This window comes from Janthinobacterium sp. BHSEK (assembly GCF_056174685.1).
This window is the reverse complement of the sequence record NZ_JBWBYV010000044.1, coordinates 64,759-87,557: the sequence shown is the minus strand read 5'-3', so window position 1 is coordinate 87,557 and position 22,799 is coordinate 64,759. Positions and strand designations below refer to the sequence as shown.

Below are 22,799 nucleotides of genomic sequence, written 5' to 3'. Positions count from 1 at the left end.
TGTCAGCAGCGTTGTCGGATTACGCCCTTTGGGCTAATCCGACCTACTTGTATGATTACGCCTTGCCCGGGATGGCCGCCTGGCGGTAGTTGTCGACCATCTTGTAGCGCTTCGCATACAGGCCGAAGGCCAGCATGGCGACGGCGGCAAAGGCGGCGAAGAAGAACATCTGGAAAGCCGTCACGCTGATGCCGCTTTCGGCGATCTTGCCGATCACGCCTTCGTTCATGACGCTGCGGTTGACGATCAGCACCCACAGGTTGCCCACCGTGGTCGACAGGTTCCAGAAGCTCATGATGGCGCCCTTCATCGACACGGGTGCCTGGCTGTAGGCAAACTCCAGGCCCGTAGCCGAGACCAGCACTTCGCCGAACGTCAGCAGGGCATACGGCAGGATCTGCCACATGATGGAGACGGCGTTGCCGCTGTCGAGAGCCAGCTGCAGCAAGCCGATGACGATCCACGCCAGCGAGGAAAAGCCGATACCGGCCGTCATGCGGCGCAGGGCCGTCGCTTCCAGGCCGAAGCGGTTGAGCATCGGGTACAGCACCAGGTTGTTAAACGGGATCAGCAGCATCACCAGCATCGGGTTCAGCGCCTGCATCTGCGCCGGCAGGAACCAGCTCGGTTTTTCCATGGTGTTCGCCTGCACGATCCACGTCGAGGCCTTCTGGTCGAACAGCGAGAAGAACGGCGTGACGAGGGCGAAGATGACGAGGATGCGCAGCACGGCGCGCACGCCTTCGACGGCTTCGTCCGGGTGGATGCCGCGCGCGCGTTCCAGCTGCATGGCCGTGCCGATGCTGCCGAAGGCCAGCAGCAGGACCAGCGCCGTACACGCGGAAATCACGAAGCCCCATTCGGGAATGCTGTAGAACGCATACAGGGCGCCGATCACGCCGACGTAGGCCACGTACAGGCCGGGACGCGAGCCGCCGTCGACGCGCGCCAGCAGGGCCGTGCGGGCCACGCGGGTGAATGAATCGGGATTCGGCGGCGCCGGCGGCACGTGCACGTATTTCTTGGCGCCCATCCAGAAGACGATGGTGGCGGCCAGCATCATCAGGCCGGGAATGCCGAAGGCGATCGATGGGCCATACTTCTTCAGGAACAGCGGCATCAGCAGCGAGGCGAAGAACGAGCCGAAGTTGATGATCCAGTAGAACAGGTCGAAGACCAGCTTGGCCTTGTGCTTGTTGGTCTGGTCGAACTGGTCGCCGACGAACGAGGCGACCAGGGGCTTGATGCCGCCGGAGCCGAAGGCGATCAGGAACAGGCCGAAATAGAAGCCGTTGACGCTGTTTTCAAACAGGGCCAGGCAGGCGTGGCCGGCGCAATACACGAGGCTGAGCCAGAAGATGGTGTTGTACTTGCCGAAGAAGCGGTCGGCCAGCCAGCCGCCCAGCAGCGGGAAGAAATACACGCCGATGACGAAGGTATGGAACACGTGCTTGGCTTCGCCCGTGCGCTGGTCGATCGGGATCATCAGCAGCAGGGTGCTGATGAGGAATGGCGTCAGGATGTTGCGCATGCCGTAAAAGCTGAAGCGTTCGCAGCCTTCGTTGGCGATGATGTACGGTATTTGCCGCGGCATTTTGCCCGTGGCGGTTTGTGTCTCGGCCGATGACATTGGCTCTCCCCCAAGTTTTTTTTGTAAGCCGCGATGCTAAGGCCTGCCGCGTTTGCTTGCAACAGAAAAAACGGCCTGTCCGCTATTTCGCAGGGATTTGTAAGGTATTGATTTTCATAAAGACATTACTTTCGGCACTTGCGCGGGCCGGGCGGGGCAGCAGCAGCTGCATTTGCAGCATGCCATCCGGTGCGGGACTGTCCGCCAGGGTAAAGCCGCAGCCCAGGTACAGGGTCAACGCCGCGTGGTTGTCCTGCGCCACGGCCAGGCGCACGCGGCCCAGTTCGGGAATGGCGCAGGCATGGTCGATGGCGGCCTGCACCAGCTGCCGTCCCGCGCCGCGCCCGCGCGCCTGCGGCGCCACATACACGCCCCACAGGCTGGCCTTGTCATGCACGACGGCGATCGGTTCGCGGCGCAGGCCGGCCATGGCGATCAATTGTTCCCTGTCGAAAGCGCCAAATATTATTTGGTATGGAGTGGCGTGCAAGCGCTCGGCTATCCGTGCCAGCGGCAAGCCGCTTTCCGCCGCGTACGTGGTGCAGAAGGCGGCGGGCAGTTCGGCGATGCCGGCCAGACGCAGCGCGCGGTAGGCGGGCGCGTCGTCTGGCGCGAGGGGGCGGATGGTGATGGCGGGCATGTGGGCGAGTATCGGGCTTTGATACCAGAAAGTAAACCTTGCCGTCCACCGCCGCCATCCTTAAGATCTGCCGCATGAAACCTGTACCGAGCCCTTCCCCTGATATGTCCGCTGGCGCGGTTCTGACGCCGGCGCGCGAGCGCGCGATGCTGTGGCTACTTGCGCTGACGCAATTTACCGTCATCATGGATTTCATGGTGATGATGCCGCTGGCACCCCAGCTGATGCAGGCCTTCCACATCGGCCCGGCTGCCGTCTCGGGCGCCGTCTCGGCCTACGCCTGGTGCGCGGGACTGTCCGGCTTGCTGGCGGCCACGTATATCGACCGCTTCGACCGCAAGAAGCTGCTGTTGACCATGTTTTGCCTGTTCACCGTGTCGAACCTCGCTTGCGCGCTGGCGCCGAACTTCCATGTGCTGCTGTGGTCGCGCGCCTTTGCAGGGCTGACGGGCGGCGTGCTGGGCGCCATCGTCATGGCCATCATCGGCGACGTGATTCCCGCCGAGCGGCGCGGCGCGGCCACGGGCGTCGTCATGACCTCGTTTGCCATGGCGGCCGTGGGCGGCGTGCCCATCGGCGTGGTGCTGGCCGCGCACTTTGGCTGGGCTTCGCCGTTTTTCCTGCTGGTCGTGCTGTCGCTGCTGGTCTGGCTGGGCGCGGCGCGCGTGCTGCCATCGCTGACGGCGCACATGGGCGCCGCTCCCACGCCGCTGCGCCAGGTGCTGCCGAACCTGCTGGCGCTGTTCCGGGACCGGCGCCACCTGCAAGCGTTTTCCTTGTCCATTGTCAATATGACGGCCGGCATGCTGGTCATTCCCTTCATTTCGCCCGTGCTGGTGGGCAATATGGGGCTGGCACCGGCCGACGTCACCTGGGTCTACCTGGCGGGCGGCTGCGCCACGATCTTCACGGCGCGCCTGATCGGCCGCTGGGCGGACCGGGCCGGCAAGCAGCAGGTGTTCCGCTGGGTGTCCTTGCTGTCGATCGCGCCGCTGCTGTTCATGACGCACTTGCCCCAGCTGCCGCTGCTGGCGCTGATGCTGGCGTTTCCCTTCTTTATGGCCCTCGTCTCGGGCCGTATGGTACCGCTGCAGGCGCTGCTGACGACGATACCGGAACCGCACAAGCGGGGCGCGTTTCTCAGCGCCAATTCAGCCCTGCAAAGTTTTGGCAGCGGCCTGGGCGCCTGGCTGGGCGGCCTGACACTGCAGGCGGATGCGGCCGGCCACATCAGCGGCTACGGCATCAATGGCTGGCTGGCGGCGGGCTTGTCGCTGTGGACGGTGTGGTGGGTGGCGCGCGTGCGCGGCGCGGCGCCGCAGGGGGCCCCGCGCAGGTAGTTATTGGGTGGCGATGCGCTGCATGGGCGCATTGTCCTTGCGCCATTGTTCCAGGCTGATCAGCTCACCGCTGACGACGTCGTCGACGAGGATGCGCTTGCCATCCTGGGAAACGACGAAACTCTCCCAGCGGTGCGCCGCGTCCGGCGTGTTTTCCACGAAGTTCAGGTCATAGTAGGGCTTGCCATCGATGAGGCGCGCATCGGGCGACGTTTCCATCACGGCGCCGTGGGCGCGGCCGCCGGACGCCTTTTCGATATGCGCCGACCAGGCCTTGATCTCCGGCAATGCCATCAGCGCATCGACGGCGCGCGCGCTCTGCTCCGGCGCCGGGCTGCTGGCGGCCGGGGTATTGGTGCCGTGCGGTGCGGCCTGCTGGTGCAGGTAGAAAGCGCCGAGCCCGGCGGCCAGCAAGCCGGCCAGGATGCCGGCGATGATGGTGGTTTTGGAAGAAGAGGCGCGTGGCGGCATGATGGTGGCGTGAGAATGAGGGACGATGGCGGCCATGCTAAAGCAAAACGTGCAGGTGGGCAATCGTTGAAATTTCTAAAAAGCCAGGCGAAAAAAAAGCCACCTTCCGTGGAAGATGGCTCTCGGGGCCGCCGGGAGGCGCTGGCAGCTTTTGGTCTGCCTGTCCTGTCCCGGCGTATGCGGTCTGTCGCGCCGTCGCCTGCGCGACAGGCCGCCGGACATTACATCATGCCGTCCATGCCGCCCATGCCGCCCATACCACCCATGCCGCCGCCCATGCCGCCGGCTGCCTTGTCGTCAGCGATTTCGCAGACCATGCAGTCGGTCGTCAGCATCAGCGAAGCGATCGAAGCGGCGTTTTGCAGCGCCGAACGGGTCACTTTGGCTGGGTCCAGAACGCCCATTTCCACCATGTCGCCATACGTGCCGTTGGCAGCGTTGTAGCCGTAGTTGCCCGTGCCAGCCAGTACGGCTGCCACGACGACCGAAGCTTCTTCGCCGGCGTTTTGCACGATCATGCGCAGTGGCTCTTCCATCGCGCGCAGGACGATCTTGATACCAGCGTCCTGGTCAGCATTGTCGCCCTTGACCGTGATGTTGGCGCGTGCGCGCAGCAGGGCTACGCCGCCGCCTGGCACGATGCCTTCTTCCACGGCAGCGCGCGTTGCGTGCAGTGCATCTTCAACGCGGGCTTTCTTCTCTTTCATTTCGACTTCGGTGGCTGCGCCAACCTTGATCACGGCAACGCCGCCAGCCAGTTTGGCGACGCGCTCTTGCAGTTTTTCACGGTCGTAGTCCGAGCTCGCTTCTTCGATCTGTACACGCACTTGTTTCACGCGTGCTTCGATCGAGGCAGCTTCGCCGGCGCCATCGATGACGATGGTGTTTTCCTTGCCCACTTCGATGCGTTTCGCCTGGCCCAGTTCGGCCAGGGTCACTTTTTCCAGGGTCAGGCCGACTTCTTCAGCGATCACCTGGCCGCCCGTCAGGACAGCGATGTCTTCCAGCATGGCTTTGCGGCGGTCGCCGAAGCCAGGTGCTTTCACTGCGCAGGTTTTCAGGATGCCGCGGATGTTGTTCACCACCAGGGTAGCCAGCGCTTCGCCTTCGATGTCTTCCGCGATGATCAGCAGTGGACGGCCAGCCTTGGCGACTTGTTCCAGTACCGGCAGCAGGTCACGGATGTTCGAGATTTTCTTGTCGCACAGCAGGACGAATGGGCTGTCCAGGACGGCAACTTGCTTCTCTGGGTTGTTGATGAAGTATGGCGACAGGTAGCCGCGGTCGAACTGCATGCCTTCAACGATGTCCAGCTCGTCGTTCAGCGACTTGCCGTCTTCAACCGTGATCACGCCTTCTTTGCCGACTTTTTCCATCGCTTCAGCGATACGCTCGCCGATCGATGCATCCGAGTTGGCCGAGATCGAACCGACTTGGGCGATTTCCTTGGTCGTGGTGCAAGGACGGGCGATTTTCGCCAGTTCTTCGACGGTCGCTGCAACAGCCTTGTCGATACCGCGCTTCAGGTCCATCGGGTTCATGCCGGCGGCAACGAACTTCATGCCTTCGCGCACGATGGCTTGGGCCAGCACGGTCGCGGTGGTGGTGCCGTCGCCGGCGTTGTCGCTGGTGCGGGAAGCAACTTCCTTGACCATTTGCGCGCCCATGTTCATGAGCTTGTCTTTGAGTTCAACTTCTTTCGCTACCGACACACCATCCTTGGTGACGGTAGGGGCGCCGAACGAGCGCTCCAGCACGACGTTGCGGCCTTTCGGGCCCAAGGTGACTTTGACTGCGTTGGCGAGGATGTTGACGCCTTCGACCATCTTGGCGCGCGCTGCGTCGCCGAATACTACTTCTTTAGCTGCCATGTTCAATTCTCCTGAGTTTCGGGATGTATCTGTCTACAACGTGGAAACAATTACTTGACGACGATCGCCATGATGTCTTCTTCGCGCATGACCAGCAGCTCATCGCCGTCAACTTTGACGGTTTGGCCGGCGTACTTGCCGAACAGGACGCGGTCGCCTACCTTGACATCCAGAGGACGGACTTTGCCGTCGTCGAGAATCTTGCCATTGCCTACGGCAAGGACTTCGCCTTGATCCGGTTTTTCAGCAGCTGCATCAGGAATGATGAGGCCGGACGCAGTCTTGGTTTCCTGGTCGAGGCGTTTGACGATGACGCGATCGTTCAATGGGCGCAGATTCATACAAAACTCCTTAAAGTTCAATGGATAGGTGTTGCTAAATGAATACATGCCTGGCACAGCGCCAGGCGTGCTTTCAGTGACCGCCGTTGAAAGCAGCCCGCAACGGTCAAGCAAACCCCATGGCATCGAGTGCGTGCCGGCGCTGGGCAGTGGCGGCATCGCGGCGTCGCCCGCCGCGTAGCGTTCCCTGCTGTTGCCCGGCATGCACCATCATGTCCTGAGGATTGCTACGAAAGAGTTTGTTAGCACTCTCTACTAACGAGTGCTAATTATAGGGACGGTAGGGGGCTTATTCAAGGGCTTATTCTCCGGGAAGATAAGCTTGGACGTTCTGCGCAGCCTGCATCTACGCAGGGTTTGCGCAAACGCAAGCCTCGTTCCCGGGCGTCAGCAACAGGCGCGACTCTAGCATGCCCGTCAGGCGAAGGGCGTTCCTGTACGCACGGGAAACAGAGTTTTGCTATGGACTTTGATAAGATGATTGCAATTGCATATCAATATTCCCCCTGTACCAGAAAGCACACCATGCCATCGACTCTTTCCCGTCCCGCCCTGCGCCTGCTCGGTGCCGCCCTCGTCGGCCTCGCCTGCCTGGGCAATGCCGCCGCGCAAACACCCACCATGCTCGACGAGATCACCGTGGCCACCTTGACGCCGCTGGAAAAGGAAATGCTGCTCAACGAGCTGTTCAATGACCTCAACAAGGACGACGACGACCAGCAAGCCCATGTGTGGGACAACGGCGGCGACAGCGGTGTGCGGGTGAAGGTCACGTATAACTTCAGCAACTCCGGCATGACGGAACACAGCCTGAAGGCGCACATCTGCCGCGACCTGAAATTCGTCGTCACGGCGGGCGACAAGTCGCAGGACCTGAGCCGCCGCACCTGTTCGCAGAACAGCGGCCGTTGGGATGTGCAGGGCAAGGATCCGGCGCCCGTCGTGTATCCGTCCTTCCTGTCCGACGTGACCATCGCCAAGCTGAATGCCAAGGAAAAACAAGCCTTGCTGACGGCCGCCGTGCGCACCTTGAAAGATGAAGAGGATGGCAAGACGCGCCAGTGGAGCAACAAAGGCTTGGGCAATGCGGCGCCGCTGGCAGTGCGCTTGACGCCCTCGCGGACGGACGCCAAACCTGGCAGCTACCACCGTACTTGCCGCGACTTGACGATGGTGCTTGACGGCAAGGGCGGACAACAGACGCTGGTGCGCCGCTCTTGCGAAAACCGCTATGGCGGTCTCGATATCGAACCCGATTACGTCGACGAGTAAAACGCTGCCATCGCGGCGCCGGCGGATGCGTGCAGATGGCGAAAAGCACCGGAAAAAGCGTGTATTTCACGGCAACTGACCTGCATTGATGTAAATATGTGTGACAGCGGCGTGATTCGATTGACGCCCATGGAGCGTCCGCCCTATAGTGGCGGGATGATTTCCGAATTCAACGAATTATCCGACAAAATAGGCCTGCTGGCCGAAATGACCCATGCGCTGCGCCGTGAAAACGCGCAATTGCGCAAGGACAATGCCGCGCTGGCCGCCGAGAACGCCCTGTATGTGCAACGCATGCGCGAGGCGCAGGAGCGGGTGGAAGCGTTGCTGGAAAAAATTCCCGAACTGGTGCAAGCCGGCCTGGAGCAAGCCGCTTCGGAAGCGGGCGCCTATATTGCCGAGAACGAGAAGGAAGCGTAATGCCGCGTGTCGATGTCAATATCATGGGCCAGTCCTACAGCATGGTGTGCCGCGACGGCGAAGAGCGCGCGCTGCGCGAAGCGGCGATCTATCTCGATAGCAAAATGAAAGCCATCCGCGACGCGGGCAAGGTCAAGGGCAACGACCGCATCGCCGTGCTGGCCGCCCTGGGCGTGGCCGCGGAATTCCTTTCCGTGAAATCGCCGCAAGGTCCGCTGTCGGAACTGACGATCCTGGAAGTGAAGCAAAAGATCTCGGCCATGCACACGGTACTGGACAGCGCACTGACGCCCCAGGAAAACCTTTTTTAAACACCGAACCAAACCTACTGCGCGTCGCGACTTGCGGCCTGCGATGTTCGCTGCCTCGGCGGCCCCGTGCAAGCACAGCTGCGCTTCTTGGCCACAATTCATCGCCGCTCGCTACGGTTTTGTTCAGTGTTATTAAATGAATTTTAAGCGGACACGCTACGATTTGTCTTTGCGATGCGCGATCAAAGGAGTAAACTTGGGTCTACCCTGCGGTGTTCGCGATTGCCATATATTCCTTGAACCATTTATGCGCATCGGTTGCGAATTTTGTTTGATGGGAGTGAGCGTCGCTCGTTCGACGAACCCGAAATTGAACTAACGTGACCACCTTGAACCGTTTGGTTCGGGATGCCGGCATAGCGGCACAGGCGGGGCCCAATTTGCATCACCACCGAAAACGGTTGCCGCATCCTGCGCAACCGTTTTTTTACGTCTGTCGCTTTCACACGGAGTCTGCATGAAACAATACTGGCTGATGAAATCCGAACCCGATGAAGTGAGCATCGACGACCTGATGGCGGCGCCCGGACACACCATGCCGTGGTTTGGCGTGCGCAACTACCAGGCGCGCAACTTCATGCGCGACGGCATGCGGCCGGGCGACGGCGTGCTGTTTTATCACTCCAGCTGCCCGCAGCCGGGCGTGGCGGGCGTGGCCGAAGTGGCCAGCGGCGCGTATCCCGATCACAGTCAGTTTGAAGAGGGCGGCAAGTATTTCGATGCCAAGGCCACGCCGGAGCAGCCGCGCTGGATCAGCGTCGACGTGCGCGGCGTGAAGAAGACGGCGCTGCTGCCCCTGTCCGAAATGCGCCAGATGCCGGAGCTGGAAGACATGCTGCTGCTCAAGAAGGGCAGCCGGCTGTCGATCACGCCCGTGACGCCGGCGCAATGGAAGGTCATTACCGGCAAGCTGAAGGCCTAGGCCCGCTCCTCGACCCGGTCGCGGCCATTCTGCTTGGCGCGGTACAGGGCCTGGTCGGCGGCGGCCAACAGCTGCTCCGGCGTTTGATTTCCGTCATGCAGCGCCAGGCCGATGCTGGCCGTCACCAGGCCGCCGCGCGACGGCGCCTGGGCGATGGCGGCCGCGGCGATCGCTGCCTGCATCTTGTGCGCCACCGCCAGCGCCCCCGCGCGGTCGGTGGCGGGCAGGATGGCGGCAAATTCCTCGCCGCCGAAGCGGGCCGCCAGGTCGCTGGCGCGCGGCAGCGCGGAATGCAGGGCCGCCGCGATGCTGACCAGGCAGGCGTCGCCATACGGGTGGCCGAAGGTATCGTTGAGGCTTTTGAAGAAATCGATATCGATGATCAGCAGCGCCAGCGGCTGCCCGTTGCGCGCGGCGCGCTGCCACTCGAGCTGCAAGGTCTGGTCGAAGCTGCGCCGGTTGGCGATGCCCGTCAAGCCATCCGTCAGCGACAGCTTTTCCAGCTTGTCCAGCGCCGCGCGCAAGGCCAGTTCGCTTTGCATGTAGCGGCTTTGCAAGGTGGCCGAGCGCAGCGCGTGGACCAGCAGCGCGACGAACAGCGACGCCGCCGCCAGGTAGAAATGCGTGCGCATGACGGCAAAGCCCAGGCCCAGCAGGGCGGCCGTAAAGAAGATGGGACTGAAATTGTCGATCAGCAGGGTCAGCCGCTGCGGAGGCTGGCCTGGCGGCGCTTCGGCTCCGGTCATCCGGACTCGCGCGGCCAGCATCGCCAGCAGCAGGAACGGCAGGCCCGGCAGCACCTCGCTCCATGCTGTCGTCACGCCGTGCAAGGTCAGATAGTTATAGATGGCCGCGCAGCCCCCGTAGCACCATAAAAACACCGTCAGCAGCAGGTAAAAGCGGCCCTGCTCGCCATCGCGGCGGTGCGCCAGCAAACGCAGCGAGGCGCAGCAGGCCAGGGCCAGGTTTTCCACGTTGTAGGTCAGCACCAGCAGGCTGGCGGGAATCGGCGCGATGGAACGCTGGTCGAATGGCGACACGGAAAAGATGGCCGTATAGGCCAGGTAGGCCGCCAGCAGCACCTGCACGGCGTCCAGCCATTGCAGGGTGCGCGAGGGATGCTCGTGCGTCACGGACGACATGGCCAGCAGCAGGGGCGCGCCATACATGAAATAGGCAAAATCGGAAAAATACGTGGCGTCGGATGCCACCTGCCCGCTCAGGTCTTGCCAGGCCGACAATATCATGCCCGTGCTCCAGAACAGCATGGCTACGGCGAACAGGGCCCAGCCTGTCCTGGCTGCGCCCGCCGCACTGACGCAGGCGCAGCGGCAACAGGCGGCCAGCGCCAGCAGGGGCGCGACAATGCTGAACGTATAGCTCACCCAGGGCGCGCGCGTGCCCGCCCAGGCCGTCAAGGCCAGCTGTGCCAGCACATAGCAGGCGCCCAGCGCCATCGAGCATGTCAGTTTTCGCCCGGCAGGCGGCATGGCAAGGCACTCCCCTGTTGCACGTGAAAACATGATACCCAGATGCCAACAGCAAGTCTATTCCACAAGGAAATTTTGTTGCTTCGAGGGAAGTGTTGCCGGAGGAGGGGATGGCGCGCCTGCCTGGCGCGCCATCGGGGAGGAGCTGCAGTGTTACGTGTTGGCCGGGCGGGCCTTGGTGGGCGGCGTGCCCATCACCTGGCTTTTATATGCCCACACGAGCAGCGCGATGGCGCCGACGATCATCGGCAGGGACAGCATCTGGCCCGAGGTGATCGGCACGCCCAGCCACACGACTTCCCAGTCCGGCGTGCGGAAGTATTCCGTGAAGAAGCGCGCGCAGCCGTACAGCAGGGTGAACATGGCGCCCACGGCCATGCGCGGACGCTGCTTGCGCGCATACAGCCACAGGATGATGAACACCAAAATGCCGTCGACCAGCATCTGGTAGATCGGCGACGGGTGCACGGGATACGGGATGCCCGGCCATTGCATGGCCCACGGCAGGGTGTCCGGCGCGATGCGACCCGGCAGTTCGGCATTGATGAAGTTGCCCAGGCGGCCGGCCGCGTAGCCGAGCGGCACCAGCGGCGCGATGAAGTCGAGCACGTCGAACAGGTTGCGGCCCGCCTTGCGGCTCCACAGGTACATGGCCAGGATGACGCCGAGGAAGCCGCCGTGGAAGGACATGCCGCCATGCCACACCATGAAGATCTCGAGCGGATTGTGCAGGAAGTATTCGGGGCGGTAGAACAGTACTTCGCCCAGGCGACCGCCGATCACCACGCCCAGCATGCCGTAGAACAGCATGTCGTCGAGGTCCTCCTTCTTCCAGCCCAGCACGGCGATATGCGGCTGCTTGATGCGCACGCGGCCCAGGATAATGAACAGGGCGAAGGCCAGCACATACATCAGGCCGTACCAGTGCACGGCGAGCGGGCCGATCTGGATGGCTATCGGGTCGGGCATCGGGTGTATCAGCATGGGTTTTCTTTCTTTGTTTAAAGCCAAGGTTGCGTAGTATGGGGGCGCTGGCCGTTTTTTGCCTTAGCGGCCACTTAATCTAATCGGCGGCCGCGCGGATCTGCTTGCGCAGCAGCGCCAGGAAACCCTGCAGCACGGCGGACGGATTGTCGCGGCGCCAGGCCAGGCCCGTTTCCACCAGCGGCGTGGCGTCCTGCAGCGGCCTGTATTCTACGCCCGGGCGCATCAGATTCGATACCGATTGTGGCACAAGCGCGATGCCCATGCCAGCCGAGACGAGGCTGACGATGGTTTGCATCTGGATCGCTTCCTGGCCGATCATGGGCGTCACGCCGGCCGCGCGGAAGACGCCGAGGATGGCGTCGTGCAGGGCGGGCGAGATCGCGCGCGGAAAAATGATCAGGGGCAGGGGCGGCAGGTCGCGCAGGCGCACGGGGCCCGGCGTGTTCAGGATGGCGAGGCCGGACGGCGCGGCCAGCACCAGCGGCTCGGCCAGCACGGGCAGGTAATCGAGCTCCCCCTTCGCCTTCTCGGGCAGGGGCGGGATCAGCAGGCCCGCATCCGTGCGCCCGGCCAGCAGTTCGTCCAGCTGCAGGTCCGAGGTGGCTTCCTGCAACTGGATCTGCACCTGCGGATAGGCAGTTTGATACGCGCGCAGCAGGGGCGGCAGCACGCTGTAGTCGGCCGAGGAGACGAACGCCAGACTCAATCGTCCCGCCTCGCCCTGCGCGGCGCGCCGCACCAAGGCGGGCAAATCGAGCGCCTGCGCCAGCAGCCGGCGCGCCTCGGGCAGCAGGGCCGTGCCGGCCGGCGTCAGCTGCACTTCGCGGCGCGTGCGCACGAACAGGGGGGCGCCCAGCTGTTCTTCCAGGGCCATGATGGTTTGCGACAGGGGCGGCTGCGTCATGTGCAGGCGCGCGGCGGCGCGGCCAAAGTGCAATTCCTCGGCGACGGTGACGAAATAGCGCAGCTGGCGCAGTTCAAGATTCATATGCGTTTCCATGTGGAATAAGTGCTGTGATATGAAAAGCGACTCACAGACACGTGCATCATATATTTGACAGTGGCGCGCGCGCAAGGCAATCTGACGTACCCCCACTGCATGCAGGGTTTTGCTGGAAATCCGCACAGTCAGGCACCAACACTTTTGGAAGGTCCATCATGCCGCAATACCGCTCCCGCACCACCACCCACGGCCGCAACATGGCTGGCGCCCGCGCCCTGTGGCGCGCCACCGGCATGAAGGATGGCGACTTCGACAAGCCGATCATCGCCGTCGTCAACTCGTTTACCCAGTTCGTGCCCGGCCACGTGCACCTGAAGGACCTGGGGCAGATGGTGGCGCGCGAGATCGAGGCGGCCGGCGGCGTGGCCAAGGAATTCAACACCATCGCCGTCGATGACGGCATCGCCATGGGCCACGGCGGCATGCTGTATTCGCTGCCCTCGCGCGACCTGATCGCCGACTCCGTCGAATACATGGTCAATGCCCATTGCGCCGACGCCATGGTCTGCATCTCGAACTGCGACAAGATCACGCCGGGCATGCTGATGGCCGCCATGCGCATCAACATCCCCGTCGTGTTTATTTCCGGCGGGCCGATGGAAGCGGGCAAGGTCGTCAAGGTCGTCAACGGCACGCAGAAGATCATCAAGGTGGACCTGGTCGACGCCATGATCAAGGCGGGCGACAGCACCGTCTCCGACGCCGACGTGGCCGAGATCGAACGTTCGGCCTGCCCCACCTGCGGTTCCTGCTCCGGCATGTTTACGGCCAACTCGATGAACTGTCTGACCGAGGCGCTGGGCCTGGCCCTGCCCGGCAACGGCACCATCCTGGCCACGCACTCGGACCGCCAGCAGCTGTTCCTGCGCGCGGGCCGTCTGATCGTGGAACTGGCCAAGCGCCACTACGAGCAGGATGATTATTCGGTGCTGCCCCGCTCCATCGCCACCAAGGCCGCGTTTGAAAACGCCATGGCGCTCGACGTCTCGATGGGCGGCTCGACGAATACCGTGCTGCATTTGCTGGCCGCCGCGCACGAGGCGGAGGTGGAATTCACGATGGCCGACATCGACCGCATCTCGCGCAAGGTGCCTTGCCTGTGCAAGGTGGCGCCGATGACGGACAAATACCATATCGAAGACGTGCACCGCGCGGGCGGCATCGTGGGCATCCTGGGCGAACTGGCGCGCGCCGGCCTGCTCAACACCACTTTACCGACGATCCACGCGCCGACCCTGGCCGACGCCATCGCGCAGAACGACATCATGTGCACCGACGATCCGGCCGTGCACGAACTGTTCCGCGCCGCGCCGGGCGGCGTGCCGACGCAGACGGCGTTTTCGCAGTCGGAGCGCTTCGCCGCCGTCGATACGGACCGCAGCACGGGCTGCATCCGCGACAAGGCCCATGCGTATTCGCAGGATGGCGGCCTGGCCGTCTTGTACGGCAACCTGGCCGAAAAGGGCTGCATCGTCAAGACGGCGGGCGTCGACGAAAGCATCCTGAAATTCTCGGGCAAGGCACGCGTGTTCGAAAGCCAGGATTCCGCTGTTGAAGCGATTTTGGCCGATACCGTGCATGAAGGCGACGTCGTCATCATCCGCTACGAAGGCCCGAAAGGCGGCCCCGGCATGCAGGAAATGCTGTATCCGACCTCGTACATCAAGTCGAAGGGCCTGGGCAAGGCGTGCGCGCTGTTCACGGACGGGCGCTTCTCGGGCGGCTCCTCGGGTCTGGTGATCGGCCACGCCTCGCCGGAAGCGGCCGAAGGGGGCGCCATCGGCCTGGTGGAAGAGGGCGACTTCATCGACATCGACATCCCCGAGCGCCGCATCAACCTGCGCATCACGGATGCCGAACTGGCCGCGCGCCGCGCCGCCATGGAAGCGAAGGGCGACGCGGCCTGGCTGCCCGTCGACCGCGAGCGCTACGTGTCGCAGGCGCTGCAGGCGTATGCCGCGCTGACGACGTCGGCCGACCGGGGCGCCGTGCGCGATCTGTCGCAGTTGAAGAAGCAGAAACGCTGATTTGTTGCATAAGTGCGACGGCCGGCCCCGTTTGATGATGCGGGGCCGTTCGTCGTTACATCGCCTTACAAACAACATGGCGATGCGCGCGCGGATGGGGCAGAATAGGCATGCCTCCCGTCTACATTGCGTTACTACATTGAAACGCTTGATCTGGGCTCGTGGTGCATCTGCGGAAACACAGTAAAATGCCGCAGGAAGTAACTTTGGAGAAAAGACAATGAAACGTTTTATGTTGGTGAGTGTATTGGCCGTATCGGCTCTGGCATCGCAAGCAGCGTTGGCCAATCCGGACTTGGCGAAAGCAAAGAACTGCATGGCTTGCCACGCGGTGAGCACGAAACTGGTGGGCCCTGCGTTCAAGGACGTGGCTGCCAAGTACGCCGGTCAGAAAGACGCGGAAAACAAGCTCGTGGCGAAAGTCATGAAGGGCGGTTCCGGCACCTGGGGCGCGATCCCGATGCCAGCCAATCCGCAAGTGAGCGATGCGGAAGCCCACACCCTGGTTAAATGGGTACTGGCACAGAAATAATCTGTGCCGCAGTACCAGCAATTAGCGCGCCGGCAATCCCGGCGCATTTTTTTTGCCCGCTGCCTGCAAATTCTGCAGGTTTCCCATGCCCGCCAAGGTCGCCCGCACGGCCTCGTCGAGCGGCGTATGCGGCTCCTGCCCCAGCACGGCCAGCAGCCGCGCATTGTCCATGGACAAGGGCGTTTGCCACAGATAGCGCATCTCGCGCATTTCGCGCAGGGTCGCCACGAACGGCGACGCCAGCGCCACCAGCCACCACGGAAAACGCCGGAGGGCGGGCGCGGTTCCTGTCGCCTGTTCCACCACGCGGGCGATCGCCCCCGTCATTTGCCGGCCGTCGTGGTCCCAGTGGCCGGCCATGTGAAAGCGCGCAAACGGGGGCAAGGTGGCGCGTACGGCCAGCAATTGCAGCATCGTGCGCGCCACGTCGGGCAGGTAGGACCACTGGTGGCCCACGCCGGGCGCGCCCGGGTACAGCACGCTACGCACGCTCTGGCCCGGTTTCACGAGGCCCTGCGAAAACCAGTTATTGCCGGCGCGGGGGCCGAAGAAGTCGCCCGCGCGCACGATCAGCACGCGCGCGCCTTGCGTGCTGGCCCGTTCCAGCCGTGCTTCCAGTTCCACGCGGATGGCGCCCTTGCGCGTGAGCGGACGTTGCGGCGCGTCTTCCGACAGCACGGGAAAGGCGTCCGGGCCGAAGTTGTAGACGGTGCCCGGCAGCACGATGGTGGCGCCTTCGGCCATCGCCGCGGCGATCGTGTTATCGAGCATGGGCAGCACCAGCCGGCCCCAGTGGCGGTAGCCGGGCGGATTGACGGCGTGCACGATGACGGCGCAGCCTTTGGCGGCCGCCAGCACGTCCGCGCGCGACAGCGCATCGCCGCGCAGCCACTCAATGCCGTCGCCGCGTGGCGATGGCGTTTCTCCCCGCTTCAGGGCGCGTACCTGCCAGCCCGCCGCCAGCAGCTGGCGCACCATCTCGCCGCCGATGCCGCCTGTCGCGCCCAGTACCAATACTGTTTTCGTGTTCTCCATCATGACCTCCGTGTGGTTGATGGTGCCAGTATCTGCCCCGCAAGGCTGGTTGGGAATTGACGAACATCGAGCATAGGCTATACATTTATGTATGACTACTCCGATCGCCTGGGAATACTACCGCTCCTTGCTGGCCGTGCTGAAGCACGGCTCCCTGTCCGGCGCCGCCCGCGCGCTGGGCATCACGCAGCCCACCGCCGGCCGGCATATCGCCGCGCTGGAACAGGCGCTGGGCGCGACCCTGTTCACGCGTTCCCAGCTGGGCTTGCTGCCCACGGAAGTGGCCCTGGCGCTGCGTCCCCATGCGGAAACCATGGAGCACACGGCGGCCCTGATGGAGCGCGCGGCCAGCAGCCAGGGGCAGGGCGTGGCCGGCATCGTGCGCATTGCGGCCAGCGAAGTGGTGGGCGTGGAAGTGCTGCCGCCCGTCCTGGCCCGCTTGCGCGAACGCCATCCGGGCCTGGTCATTGAATTGGTATTGAGCAACAAGGTGCAGGATTTGCTGCGCCGCGAGGCGGACATCGCCGTGCGCATGCTGCGTCCGCGCCAGGAGCAGCTGGTGGCGCGCAAGGTGGGCGAGATCGAACTGGGCCTGCATGCGCACGCCGATTACCTGGCGCGCCATGGCACGCCGGCGGGATTGCTTGATCTGGCGCAACACGCTGTCATCGGCTACGACGAGGCGAGCCCCTTCGTGCGCAACGCGGGCGCGGCCTTTCAGGGATTTTCGCGGGAAAACTTTGCCTGGCGCAGCGACAGCGACCTGGCGCAACTGGCCCTGATACGGGCGGGTGCCGGCATCGGCGTGTGCCAGGCAGGGCTGGCGGCGCGCGATCCGGCCCTGCGGCGCGTGCTGCCGCAAGCGTTTTCGCTGCCGATGGAAACCTGGGTCACCATGCATGAAGACTTGCGCGGCAGCCTGCGCTGCCGCGCCACCTTCGACGCGCTGGCCGAAGGATTACTGGCTTACGTGGCTGGACAGCCGCTTACTTGACCACTTCCATCTTGGTTTTCTTACCATCCCGGTAGGTGAACAAGGTCAGCGCGCCATCCTTGATGTCGCCGTTGGCATCGAACGAGATCGGCCCCGTCACGCCCTGGTAGTGCACCTTGGCCAGGAAGGGCAGGTAGACGGACGGTTTCGACGACTTCGCATCCTGCATGGCGGTGGCCATGGTCATCACGGCATCGTAGACATATGGCGCGTACAGCTGCACTTCCATATTGTATTTCTGCTTGTAGCGGGCGCGGAAATCGTCCATGCCTTTTTGCTGCGCGCCCGTCACGCCACCCGCTTCCGCGCAGGTGACCATGTCTTCGCCCACGGCGTCGCCCGCCAGCTTGCCCAGCGGTTCCGTGCACAGGCCGTCGCCGCCCATGAACTTGGCCTTGATGCCCAGCGCCTTCATCTGGCGCAGCATGGGGCCGCCCACGGAATCCATGCCGCCAAAGAAGATCAGGTCGGGATTTTTCGACTTGATGCTGGTCAAAATCGCATTGAAGTCCGTTGCGTTGGCATTGGTAAATTCCTTGCCGACGATTTGCACGCCTGGTGCCGCCTTCTTGGCGCCCTTGACGAACTGTTCCGCCACGCCCTGGCCGTAGGCCGTGCGGTCATCGATGACGGCGATTTTCTTCGCCTGCAGCTTGCCCACGGCATACGCGCCCAAAGTTCCCCCCAGCTTGTTGTCATTGGCCACGACCCGGAAGGCCGTGTTGAATTTCTGCTGGGTGTAGGTCGGGTTGGTGGCGGCCGGCGAAATCTGCGGGATGCCGGCATTGAAGTAGATGCGCGAGGCGGGAATCGTCGTGCCCGAGTTCAGGTGGCCGACGACGCCGTTGACCTTGGCGTCGACCAGCTTTTGCGCCACGGCCGTGCCCTGCTTGGGATCGGCCGCGTCATCTTCGGGCACCAGCACGAATTTGACGGCTTTGCCGTCGATCTTGAAGCCTTTGGCATTCAAATCCTCGATCGCCATCTTGGCCGCGTTCTCGTTATCCTTGCCCAGGTGGGAGCTGGCGCCAGAGACCGGGGCGACGTGGCCGATCTTGATGATTTCCTGCGCGCCCGCATGGCCGGCAAAGGCGAGGGCGAGGGCGAGAGGAAGGACTTTGGTCTTGAGCAGCATAAACATTCTCCAATGGATAAAGATACGGCGGCGTCTCGTGAAAACCGCTTCGAATGGCGGTACGTGTGAAGAAAGGTACAACAAAAAACAGGCGGCGCAAAGCCGCATTTCGGGCTTTTTACATTTTGTCGCAACAATCACCAAAGTGAGGCGCGATGCACCGATTTCGCAGGCGCGAGCGCACCAAAGAATGGCGTTGGAGGAAAGAATAGGGTAGGTCGGGCAGGTCGGGGTAGGTCGGGTTAGCGCGCAGCGCGTAACCCGACATTGCGCAGCATGCTCAGGGCTGAGCGGGTGGATGCAGATGTCCCAGTTCATGGCTCACCGCATGCGCGACGATCTGCTCCAGCGATTGCTGCAAGTCTTCGCGCAGGGCGCCGCGCATGCCGATCAGGGCGTTTTGCAGGGCCGTCTGCAGGACGTGGGCGATGCGCTCTTCCAGCAGATGGTCGATCTTGCCCTGCACCTGATGCAGGATGCGCTGCGTCAGCCGCTGTTCGATGGCGTCCCAGTCGGGTTGCGGCATGCTGGGCGGCAATGCTGGCGCTTCCTCGAAAGCAGGCGCAGCAGGTGCGACGGGAACCACCTGCGGCACCTCCGGCCCCAGCAGCACCTCCGTCAGCAGGGGGATGCCCTGGTCGAATGGTTGCTGGCTCATGGTTTGTCCACTGAGTTACCCGCCACGAAATGCGTCGGCTGCACGTCCTGCTGGCGGTAGTGCAGGAAGCGCTGGCGGCCCGCCTGCGCATCCTGTTCATCCATGGAAACGATCTCGAACACGCGCTGGAAATCAGCGTAATTGGCGGGCGGCAACTGCGACAGGTTGACGAGGATGTCGTGGTGCGGCAGCTCGGCCGCCGCGTCATCGGTCAGGATGATGGGCGTTTGCGGGGCCAGCGGGTCGCCGGCCAGCACGTGCGGCAGGAAATCCGTGGCGGAAATGGTCCACATGGCGCTGTTCAAGGCGTCGAGCTGGGCGCTATCTTGCGCCAGCACGACGACCTTGTTGCCGGCCATATACGCCTTGCGCGCCAGGCGGCAGGCGTAGGCCAGCTTGTCCGGCACGTTGGTATGAAAGTCGACGCGCGTCATGTCGCCCTTCACGCTGCCATGCCGCTGTGTCGCAGCAGGGCGTCGATGCTCGGTTCGCGGCCGCGGAAGGCCGTGAACGATTCCAGTGCGGGGCGCGAGCCGCCGACGGACAGGATTTCCTGCAGGTAGCGCTTGCCCGCCGCCGTGGTGGCGGCCGGTCCCAGCGCTCGGGCTTCTTCAAACGCCGCATAGGCGTCGGCGGACAGCACCTCGGCCCATTTGTAGCTGTAGTAGCCAGCCGCGTAGCCGCCGGAGAAGATATGCCCGAAGGCATTCTGGAAGCGGTTGAACGGGGGCGGGATGAGCAGCGCGAACCTGGCGCGCACGCCGTCGATCAGCTGCTGCACGGTCTGGCCCGTGCCGGCATCGTAGTCATAGTGCAGATGCATGTCGAGCAGGGAAAATTCCACCTGGCGCAGGGTTTGCAAGCCGGACTGGAAATTCTTGGCCGCCAGCATCTTGTCGTATAGCGCGCGGGGCAGCGGCTCGCCCGTGACGGCATGCGCCGTCATGTGTTCGAGCACTTCCCATTCCCAGCAGAAATTTTCCATGAATTGCGACGGCAGTTCCACGGCATCCCATTCGACGCCGGCGATGCCCGACACGCCCAGTTCGTCGACGACGGTCAGCATATGGTGCAGGCCGTGGCCGAACTCGTGGAACAGGGTGATCACTTCATCGTGGGTGAACAGGGCAGGCTGTGCCTTGCCGTCGAGCACGGCCGGCTGCGTAAAATTGCAGGTCAGATAGGCGATCGGCGTCTGCACTTGCTGTGCATCGGCACGGCGGCCGCGCGCATCGTCCATCCACGCACCGTCGCTCTTGCCCGCGCGCGCATACAGGTCCAGGTAGAACTGGCCGACCAGCTGGCCGTCGCGCTCGATGCGGTAAAAGCGCACGTCCGGGTGCCAGACGGGCGCTGTATCCAGTTTGATCTCGACCGCGAACAGGTTCTGGATCTGGCGGAACAGGCCGTCGATCACCTTGTGTTCAGGGAAATATTGTTTGACTTCCTGGGCCGAGAACGCGTAGCGGCGTTCCTGCAGCTTTTCCGAAGCGTACGGCACGTCCCACGCCTGCAGTTCATCCAGGCCCAGTTCTTCGCGGGCGAATTGCTTCAGTTCGGCCAGGTCCTTCTCGGCGAACGGGCGCGCGCGCTTGGCCAGGTCTTCCAGGAAGGTGATGACTTGCGCGGGCGAGGTCGCCATCTTGGACACCAGCGACACTTCGGCGAAATTGGCGTAGCCGAGCAATTGTGCCTCTTCGTTGCGCAGCCGCAACAAGGTGACGATGTTCTGCGTATTGTCCCAGTCCTCTTTCTTGCTGAAGACCTCGCCCTGGTCCGAGGCTTTGGTGGCGTTGGCGCGGTAGATGGTTTCGCGCAGCGCGCGCTTGTCGGCAAATTGCAGGATCGGGTAGTAGGATGGGAAGTGCAGCGAGAATTCATAGCCTTGCTTGCCCGCCTTTTCGGCGGCGGCGCGCGCGGCGGCCTTCACGTCGTCGGGCAGGCCGGCGAGATCGGCTTCATTGTCGACCAGCAACTTGTAGTCATTCGTGGCGTCGAGCACGTTTTCGGAAAAACGCGTACCGACGGCCGCGTGTTCTTCCTGGATGGCGCCAAAGCGCTCTTTTTTGTCCTCTGGCAACTCGGCGCCGCCCAGGCGGAAGTCGCGCACGGCATTCTCGACGATGCGCCGGCGCGCCGGCGACAGGCTGGCGAAATCGGCGCGGGCCTGCAATTGCTTGTATTTGCCGAAGAGAATTTCGTTCTGGCCCAGCTCGGTCCAGAATTCCGTCACTTTAGGCAGGTTGGCATTGTAGGCGGCGCGCAGCTCCGGCGTATCGATCACGCTATTTAAATGGTTGACGATGCTCCAGGCGCGGCCCAGGGTTTCGGCGATCTGGTCCTGGGGCGCGACGAAGTTGTCCCAGCTCACTTCTTCCATGGGCGCTTCCAGCCGCGCCACGGTGGCGCGTGCCTGTTCCAGGAGGGTATCGATGGCAGGCGTGACATGCTCGTGCGTAATCGCGTCGAAGCGTGGCAGGCCGGAAAAATCAAGCAGGGGATTGGTATTCATCGTCGGTTCGTCCATTCTGTCTTCATATATGGAGCGCCTGAAAAACGTTCAGGGCAAGGCGCGGTGCCGAAGGCAGTACGAATAGTACGGCGAGGCACTGCAACGCAGCCATGGACGTTTTCTCAGGTGCTCCTCTTAGATGCGCTCGGCGGCCTCTACCGTATTCATCAACAGCATCGTGATCGTCATCGGACCCACGCCACCCGGTACTGGGGTGATGTGGGAGGCGATTTCTTTCACTCCGGCAAAATCCACATCGCCGCACAGCTTGCCGTCATCGTCGCGGTTCATGCCCACGTCGATGACGATGGCGCCCGGCTTGACCATGTCGGCCGTCAGGGTGTTGCGGCGGCCGACGGCGGCCACAACCACGTCCGCCTGGCGCGTGTACAGGCCCAGGTCCGGGGTCGCACTATGGCAGATGGTGACGGTAGCGTTCGCTTGCAAGAGCAGCAGGGCCATCGGCTTGCCGACCGTGTTGCTGCGGCCGATGACGACGGCGTGCTTGCCGCGCAAGTCGACGCCCGTGCTTTCGATCAGTTTCATGCAGCCGTACGGCGTGCAAGGACGGAAGCCGGGCAAGCCCGTCATCAGTTCGCCGGCGCTCAGCACGGAATAGCCATCCACGTCTTTCGTCGTGGCGATCGCTTCGATGACCTTGTGCGGGTTGATGTGCTTGGGCAAGGGCATCTGCACGAGGATGCCGTGGATGGCGGGATCCGCGTTCAGGCTGGCGATGCGTGCCAGCAAGTCCGCTTCGGACAGGTCCGCTTCATATTTTTCCAGCACCGAGTGGAAACCCACGTCGCCGCACGCCTTGACCTTGTTGCGGACGTACACCTGGCTGGCCGGGTCTTCGCCGACGAGGATCACGGCCAGGCCGGGCTGGGTGCCCTTGGCCGTGAGGGCGGCGGCGCGCGTGGCGATCTCGCTGCGCAGTTTTTGGGAGAGGGCGATTCCGTCGATCAGTTGTGCTGGCATGGTAGGGGGCTGAGAGATGTAGGAGGGAAAAGACAGATTATAAAGCCGGGCGGCGCAAAGGGGCGGTTTTGGCGCCAAGCCGTTACGTTAAAAAGCGGGCCGGAGGCGCGGGCCTGAGAAAATGCCGATGGCGGCGTTGCAGCTCCTTGCCGTACTGGCGTACTGTCTGCGTCGCCGCGCCTTGCCCTCGACATTTTTCAGGCCCGCTTGGCCCGGTATGCCTGTGC

The 22,799-nt window shown here is 63.2% G+C and carries 22 protein-coding genes and 1 other RNA gene; 9 read left to right on the top strand and 14 right to left on the bottom strand.

Annotated features, from left to right (window positions below; genetic code table 11):
* Nucleotides 1-55: 55 nt before the first annotated feature.
* Together AC0V2Y_RS16130 and AC0V2Y_RS16125 are read right to left on the bottom strand one after the other, a co-directional pair.
* The gene (locus tag AC0V2Y_RS16130; protein WP_475418121.1) at nucleotides 56-1,630 is read right to left on the bottom strand and encodes a POT-type proton-dependent oligopeptide transporter; all 1,575 of its coding nucleotides are present in this window, start codon (nucleotides 1,628-1,630) and stop codon (nucleotides 56-58) included.
* Nucleotides 1,631-1,712: 82 nt separating this feature from the next.
* Nucleotides 1,713-2,270: an N-acetyltransferase family protein gene (locus tag AC0V2Y_RS16125; RefSeq protein ID WP_475414758.1), complete on the bottom strand. Its 558-nt coding sequence runs from the start codon at nucleotides 2,268-2,270 to the stop codon at nucleotides 1,713-1,715.
* Between the two features lie 74 nt (nucleotides 2,271-2,344).
* On the opposite strand from AC0V2Y_RS16125, the gene AC0V2Y_RS16120 reads away from it, so the two are divergent.
* A complete protein-coding gene (locus AC0V2Y_RS16120) occupies nucleotides 2,345-3,610 on the top strand; it encodes an MFS transporter (protein WP_475414757.1) in 1,266 nt (421 codons plus the stop codon).
* On the opposite strand, the gene AC0V2Y_RS16115 is transcribed toward AC0V2Y_RS16120, so the two are convergent.
* The 3 genes from AC0V2Y_RS16115 to groES form a co-directional block, all read right to left on the bottom strand.
* Entirely contained in the window at nucleotides 3,611-4,081 is a 471-nt protein-coding gene (locus AC0V2Y_RS16115; protein ID WP_475414756.1) for a hypothetical protein, read from the bottom strand.
* 221 nt (nucleotides 4,082-4,302) lie between these two features.
* On the bottom strand, nucleotides 4,303-5,952 hold the full coding sequence (gene groL, locus AC0V2Y_RS16110) for a chaperonin GroEL (protein ID WP_475414755.1): 1,650 nt from the start codon (nucleotides 5,950-5,952) through the stop codon (nucleotides 4,303-4,305).
* A gap of 50 nt (nucleotides 5,953-6,002) precedes the next feature.
* Complete coding sequence (gene groES / locus AC0V2Y_RS16105) at nucleotides 6,003-6,293, bottom strand: co-chaperone GroES (protein ID WP_010400979.1); 291 nt, start codon at nucleotides 6,291-6,293, stop codon at nucleotides 6,003-6,005.
* A 525-nt stretch (nucleotides 6,294-6,818) separates the two neighbouring features.
* On the opposite strand from groES, the gene AC0V2Y_RS16100 reads away from it, so the two are divergent.
* The 5 genes from AC0V2Y_RS16100 to AC0V2Y_RS16080 all read left to right on the top strand — a co-directional run bounded on the left by AC0V2Y_RS16100 (nucleotide 6,819) and on the right by AC0V2Y_RS16080 (nucleotide 9,218).
* The gene (locus tag AC0V2Y_RS16100) at nucleotides 6,819-7,565 is read left to right on the top strand and encodes a hypothetical protein (RefSeq protein WP_475414754.1); all 747 of its coding nucleotides are present in this window, start codon (nucleotides 6,819-6,821) and stop codon (nucleotides 7,563-7,565) included.
* A 156-nt stretch (nucleotides 7,566-7,721) separates the two neighbouring features.
* On the top strand, nucleotides 7,722-7,985 hold the full coding sequence (locus AC0V2Y_RS16095; protein WP_034747342.1) for a hypothetical protein: 264 nt from the start codon (nucleotides 7,722-7,724) through the stop codon (nucleotides 7,983-7,985).
* On the top strand, nucleotides 7,985-8,296 hold the full coding sequence (locus tag AC0V2Y_RS16090; RefSeq protein WP_034747344.1) for a cell division protein ZapA: 312 nt from the start codon (nucleotides 7,985-7,987) through the stop codon (nucleotides 8,294-8,296). The genes AC0V2Y_RS16095 and AC0V2Y_RS16090 overlap by 1 nt, the downstream gene beginning before the upstream one ends.
* A gap of 201 nt (nucleotides 8,297-8,497) precedes the next feature.
* Nucleotides 8,498-8,675, top strand: a non-coding RNA gene (gene ssrS / locus AC0V2Y_RS16085) — 6S RNA.
* 78 nt (nucleotides 8,676-8,753) lie between these two features.
* Nucleotides 8,754-9,218: an EVE domain-containing protein gene (locus AC0V2Y_RS16080; RefSeq protein ID WP_475414753.1), complete on the top strand. Its 465-nt coding sequence runs from the start codon at nucleotides 8,754-8,756 to the stop codon at nucleotides 9,216-9,218.
* Here AC0V2Y_RS16080 and AC0V2Y_RS16075 read toward each other — a convergent pair.
* From AC0V2Y_RS16075 to AC0V2Y_RS16065, 3 genes are all read right to left on the bottom strand, one after another.
* Nucleotides 9,215-10,708 (bottom strand): GGDEF domain-containing protein, encoded by a 1,494-nt coding sequence (locus AC0V2Y_RS16075; protein WP_475414752.1) that lies wholly within the window; start codon nucleotides 10,706-10,708, stop codon nucleotides 9,215-9,217. The two genes, AC0V2Y_RS16080 and AC0V2Y_RS16075, sit on opposite strands and share 4 nt — an antisense overlap.
* Nucleotides 10,709-10,861: 153 nt before the next feature.
* Nucleotides 10,862-11,692: a prolipoprotein diacylglyceryl transferase gene (gene lgt / locus AC0V2Y_RS16070; RefSeq protein ID WP_077408057.1), complete on the bottom strand. Its 831-nt coding sequence runs from the start codon at nucleotides 11,690-11,692 to the stop codon at nucleotides 10,862-10,864.
* Nucleotides 11,693-11,771: 79 nt separating this feature from the next.
* Nucleotides 11,772-12,683: a LysR family transcriptional regulator gene (locus AC0V2Y_RS16065; protein WP_475414751.1), complete on the bottom strand. Its 912-nt coding sequence runs from the start codon at nucleotides 12,681-12,683 to the stop codon at nucleotides 11,772-11,774.
* 170 nt (nucleotides 12,684-12,853) lie between these two features.
* Between AC0V2Y_RS16065 and ilvD the strand changes: the two genes are divergently transcribed.
* Nucleotides 12,854-14,725 (top strand): dihydroxy-acid dehydratase, encoded by a 1,872-nt coding sequence (gene ilvD / locus AC0V2Y_RS16060; protein ID WP_475414750.1) that lies wholly within the window; start codon nucleotides 12,854-12,856, stop codon nucleotides 14,723-14,725.
* A gap of 220 nt (nucleotides 14,726-14,945) precedes the next feature.
* Nucleotides 14,946-15,257, top strand: a complete 312-nt coding sequence (locus AC0V2Y_RS16055) for a c-type cytochrome (protein WP_436478689.1) — start codon at nucleotides 14,946-14,948, stop codon at nucleotides 15,255-15,257.
* 21 nt (nucleotides 15,258-15,278) lie between these two features.
* Here AC0V2Y_RS16055 and AC0V2Y_RS16050 read toward each other — a convergent pair whose 3' ends face one another.
* Complete coding sequence (locus AC0V2Y_RS16050) at nucleotides 15,279-16,292, bottom strand: NAD-dependent epimerase/dehydratase family protein (protein ID WP_475414818.1); 1,014 nt, start codon at nucleotides 16,290-16,292, stop codon at nucleotides 15,279-15,281.
* A 91-nt stretch (nucleotides 16,293-16,383) separates the two neighbouring features.
* Here AC0V2Y_RS16050 and AC0V2Y_RS16045 point away from each other — a divergent pair, with 91 nt between their 5' ends.
* Nucleotides 16,384-17,286, top strand: coding sequence for a LysR family transcriptional regulator (locus AC0V2Y_RS16045; RefSeq protein WP_475414749.1), 903 nt, complete (start codon nucleotides 16,384-16,386; stop codon nucleotides 17,284-17,286).
* Here the strand turns inward: AC0V2Y_RS16045 and AC0V2Y_RS16040 are convergent.
* The 5 genes from AC0V2Y_RS16040 to folD all read right to left on the bottom strand — a co-directional run bounded on the left by AC0V2Y_RS16040 (nucleotide 17,279) and on the right by folD (nucleotide 22,572).
* Nucleotides 17,279-18,421, bottom strand: a complete 1,143-nt coding sequence (locus AC0V2Y_RS16040) for a branched-chain amino acid ABC transporter substrate-binding protein (protein WP_046686027.1) — start codon at nucleotides 18,419-18,421, stop codon at nucleotides 17,279-17,281. The two genes, AC0V2Y_RS16045 and AC0V2Y_RS16040, sit on opposite strands and share 8 nt — an antisense overlap.
* 280 nt (nucleotides 18,422-18,701) lie before the next feature.
* Nucleotides 18,702-19,079 carry a hypothetical protein gene (locus AC0V2Y_RS16035; RefSeq protein WP_475414748.1) on the bottom strand — a complete coding sequence of 126 codons (378 nt, stop codon included), beginning with the start codon at nucleotides 19,077-19,079 and terminating at the stop codon, nucleotides 18,702-18,704.
* Nucleotides 19,076-19,513: a DNA polymerase III subunit chi gene (locus tag AC0V2Y_RS16030; RefSeq protein ID WP_475414747.1), complete on the bottom strand. Its 438-nt coding sequence runs from the start codon at nucleotides 19,511-19,513 to the stop codon at nucleotides 19,076-19,078. Before AC0V2Y_RS16030 ends, AC0V2Y_RS16035 begins: the two co-directional genes overlap by 4 nt.
* Before the next feature lie 8 nt (nucleotides 19,514-19,521).
* Nucleotides 19,522-21,606, bottom strand: a complete 2,085-nt coding sequence (locus AC0V2Y_RS16025; RefSeq protein ID WP_475414746.1) for a M3 family metallopeptidase — start codon at nucleotides 21,604-21,606, stop codon at nucleotides 19,522-19,524.
* A gap of 120 nt (nucleotides 21,607-21,726) precedes the next feature.
* On the bottom strand, nucleotides 21,727-22,572 hold the full coding sequence (gene folD, locus AC0V2Y_RS16020) for a bifunctional methylenetetrahydrofolate dehydrogenase/methenyltetrahydrofolate cyclohydrolase FolD (protein WP_070221908.1): 846 nt from the start codon (nucleotides 22,570-22,572) through the stop codon (nucleotides 21,727-21,729).
* Nucleotides 22,573-22,799: the final 227 nt, after the last annotated feature.